The organism is Helicobacter bilis ATCC 51630 (genome assembly GCF_000686565.1).
Lineage (GTDB): Bacteria > Campylobacterota > Campylobacteria > Campylobacterales > Helicobacteraceae > Helicobacter_A > Helicobacter_A bilis.
On sequence record NZ_JMKW01000102.1, the window covers coordinates 1 to 2149 of the forward strand.

Consider the following 2149-nt stretch of genomic DNA (forward strand, 5'->3'; position numbering starts at 1 on the left):
TCATATTTCAAGGCAAGTATTTCATTTACTCTCATGCCTGTAAATAATGCTATTTTTAGATAAAGTTTTATGCGATTATCTATTAAATTATCTTTTATCTATGTAATCAATGATTTGCATAACTTCATGTAACTCAAAAGGCTTATTTCTATGTGTTATTTGATTGTTTTTACCTCTCTTAATACAAACCATAGGATTAGCTTTTATATATACTTCATCAGTAATTGCATGATTAAAAATCTTTTTCAATATACTCATTGCAATATTTCTATTTGCAAAACTTAGATGAGAAAGCTTAGTCGCAAACACTTCTTTCATAACCTTTGGGCTAAAATCGTTTATTAGCATATTGCCAATGGTAGATACGATATGCTTTTTGAATACATTGTGATAGCGTATATATGTTGATTCCTTGCATGTTGTTCTTTCTAACTCTAAAATTTGATAACCATAATTTGCAAGCAAATAAGGATTATCTTTGTTTGTTTCAATACTTTTTTGATTTTTGTATTGCTCGATTATTTCTTTATAATTTAGCTCCACATAATCTAGGTTTTCTTGTGTTGCAAGAAGCTTAGTGCTAAAACGATAACGCACATTTTTTATGCAAGCTTCTACCTGTATGAATTGACTATTGTTTCTAACCTTTGCGTGTTTATACTTTTTCATATTTACTCCTTATTGTTGCTATCTATCATTTCATTTATTTGTGTATCTAAGTTATCCATGCTATCTTTCATTGTTTTGATTCTTTTTTGCAATAGCATTACGCTAGAAGCTAGGATTTGCATGTTTTGATTGATAGCATTTAGCGTATCTGTATATTGTGTTAAAAAGACTTCAAATTCAATCTTTTCGTTTTCATTTGTGTTTTGTTGTTTTGTGTTATTTTCTTTCATTTTTTATCCTTTTTAAAAGTTTCGCATTTTCATGTATGTTGCCTATGACTTCAACTTTGCCATAATTCATAAATTCCTCAAAAATAGCTACATTTAATCTGTATGGCTCTATGTTTTCTTGCCTTACCCAAAATGTGCCTCTGTTATATTCAACTACGCCTATTTCCTCTGTTGTTTGTATGATGTCATTTTCATAAATCTTTTTACCCTTGCAATCATGGAATCCACTCCATAATTCAATTTCTATATCATTACTAACTCCATGATTAAAGCCGACATTGTTATAAAAGGTAAAAAATTCTATATCATCAAGTTTTTCTTTGTTTTTGTCGTAAAACTTTACTAATCCCATTGCTATTACTTTGTTGGATTGGTTTTCTTTCATATAGGAATCATCTATATATCCACCATTCCATACTTCTCCATTTGCTATGGCAAAACCACCAACCCAAACCCTAAAATCAAAATCTTTTAACTTCATTCTCTATCCTTTCAAAAATCCGCATTTTCATGTATATTGCCTATGACTTCTAAAATATCCATAGCGGTGTAGCATATATCGTATTCCTTACGATTTATATATTTAAAAACAAATCTTAGATTATGTTTATCAAAGAGGCATAAAAGTGTGTCTAAATCTCTATTTTTCACAATATCTCCCTCGTATATCTTTTTGCCATTCTTGTCTATCATACCTGTCCATAATTCTATCTCGGCAAACTCGGTAGCATTAAAACCACCGCAACCGCTCTCGTGTCTATTAAAAAATTGAAATCCAAAAAATTCATTTTTATTAAAATCTTGAGTTTCACCAAGAAAGTTTTCAAACCACTTTACAATCCCCACACAATGATAATTTTTTGCATAATTTTCATTGACATATTTTCTATTCTCTGTATCCCAAATCCTAAAATCAAAGTCTTTTAGCTTCATTTTGTCTCCTTTAGTTCATCTAGTTTTGTTGTAATTTCGATTTCTGCAATGTCTAAATAATTTTCCAATTCTTTCATTACAATGTTTTCTATCTCTTTTTTGTTTTCGCATTGTCTAAGATAGACTTCTAATACATCTTGTGCTGAAAAATATAAACCATTCATAAAATCTCTTGTGTTAAACATTCTCTATCCTTTAAAAATTCTGCATTTTTCTAATATTTAGGGAATCCTTTTGAATCATACATATCCCTATACTTACATTTGATAAGCACTTTTTCTTTTTTTTAACAAATCCGCATTCTCGTGGATATTGCC

At 29.3% G+C, this 2149-nt stretch carries 5 protein-coding genes; all 5 read right to left on the reverse strand.

Annotation, left to right across the window (positions count from 1 at the left end; genetic code table 11):
• Window positions 1-87: 87 nt before the first annotated feature.
• Genes T368_RS0111240 through T368_RS0111260 form a run of 5 tightly spaced genes read right to left on the reverse strand, consistent with a single transcriptional unit; the run spans window position 88 to window position 2017 of the window.
• Window positions 88-669, reverse strand: a complete 582-nt coding sequence (locus T368_RS0111240; RefSeq protein WP_004087827.1) for a tyrosine-type recombinase/integrase — start codon at window positions 667-669, stop codon at window positions 88-90.
• Window positions 670-671: 2 nt separating this feature from the next.
• Entirely contained in the window at window positions 672-899 is a 228-nt protein-coding gene (locus tag T368_RS0111245; RefSeq protein ID WP_004087819.1) for a hypothetical protein, read from the reverse strand.
• Complete coding sequence (locus T368_RS14710) at window positions 886-1380, reverse strand: YopX family protein (protein WP_004087818.1); 495 nt, start codon at window positions 1378-1380, stop codon at window positions 886-888. Before T368_RS14710 ends, T368_RS0111245 begins: the two co-directional genes overlap by 14 nt.
• A gap of 11 nt (window positions 1381-1391) precedes the next feature.
• Window positions 1392-1832, reverse strand: coding sequence for a YopX family protein (locus T368_RS0111255; RefSeq protein WP_004087817.1), 441 nt, complete (start codon window positions 1830-1832; stop codon window positions 1392-1394).
• Complete coding sequence (locus T368_RS0111260) at window positions 1829-2017, reverse strand: hypothetical protein (protein ID WP_004087816.1); 189 nt, start codon at window positions 2015-2017, stop codon at window positions 1829-1831. Before T368_RS0111260 ends, T368_RS0111255 begins: the two co-directional genes overlap by 4 nt.
• Window positions 2018-2149: the final 132 nt, after the last annotated feature.

Excerpts from the sequence above, each read along its gene's own strand:
- T368_RS14710 (WP_004087818.1), bottom strand. The coding sequence starts at position 1,380 with ATGAAGTTAAAAGATTTTGATTTTAGGGTTTGGGTTGGTGGTTTTGCC.
- T368_RS0111245 (WP_004087819.1), bottom strand. The coding sequence starts at position 899 with ATGAAAGAAAATAACACAAAACAACAAAACACAAATGAAAACGAAAAG.
- T368_RS0111255 (WP_004087817.1), bottom strand. The coding sequence starts at position 1,832 with ATGAAGCTAAAAGACTTTGATTTTAGGATTTGGGATACAGAGAATAGA.
- T368_RS0111240 (WP_004087827.1), bottom strand. The coding sequence starts at position 669 with ATGAAAAAGTATAAACACGCAAAGGTTAGAAACAATAGTCAATTCATA.
- T368_RS0111260 (WP_004087816.1), bottom strand. The coding sequence starts at position 2,017 with ATGTTTAACACAAGAGATTTTATGAATGGTTTATATTTTTCAGCACAA.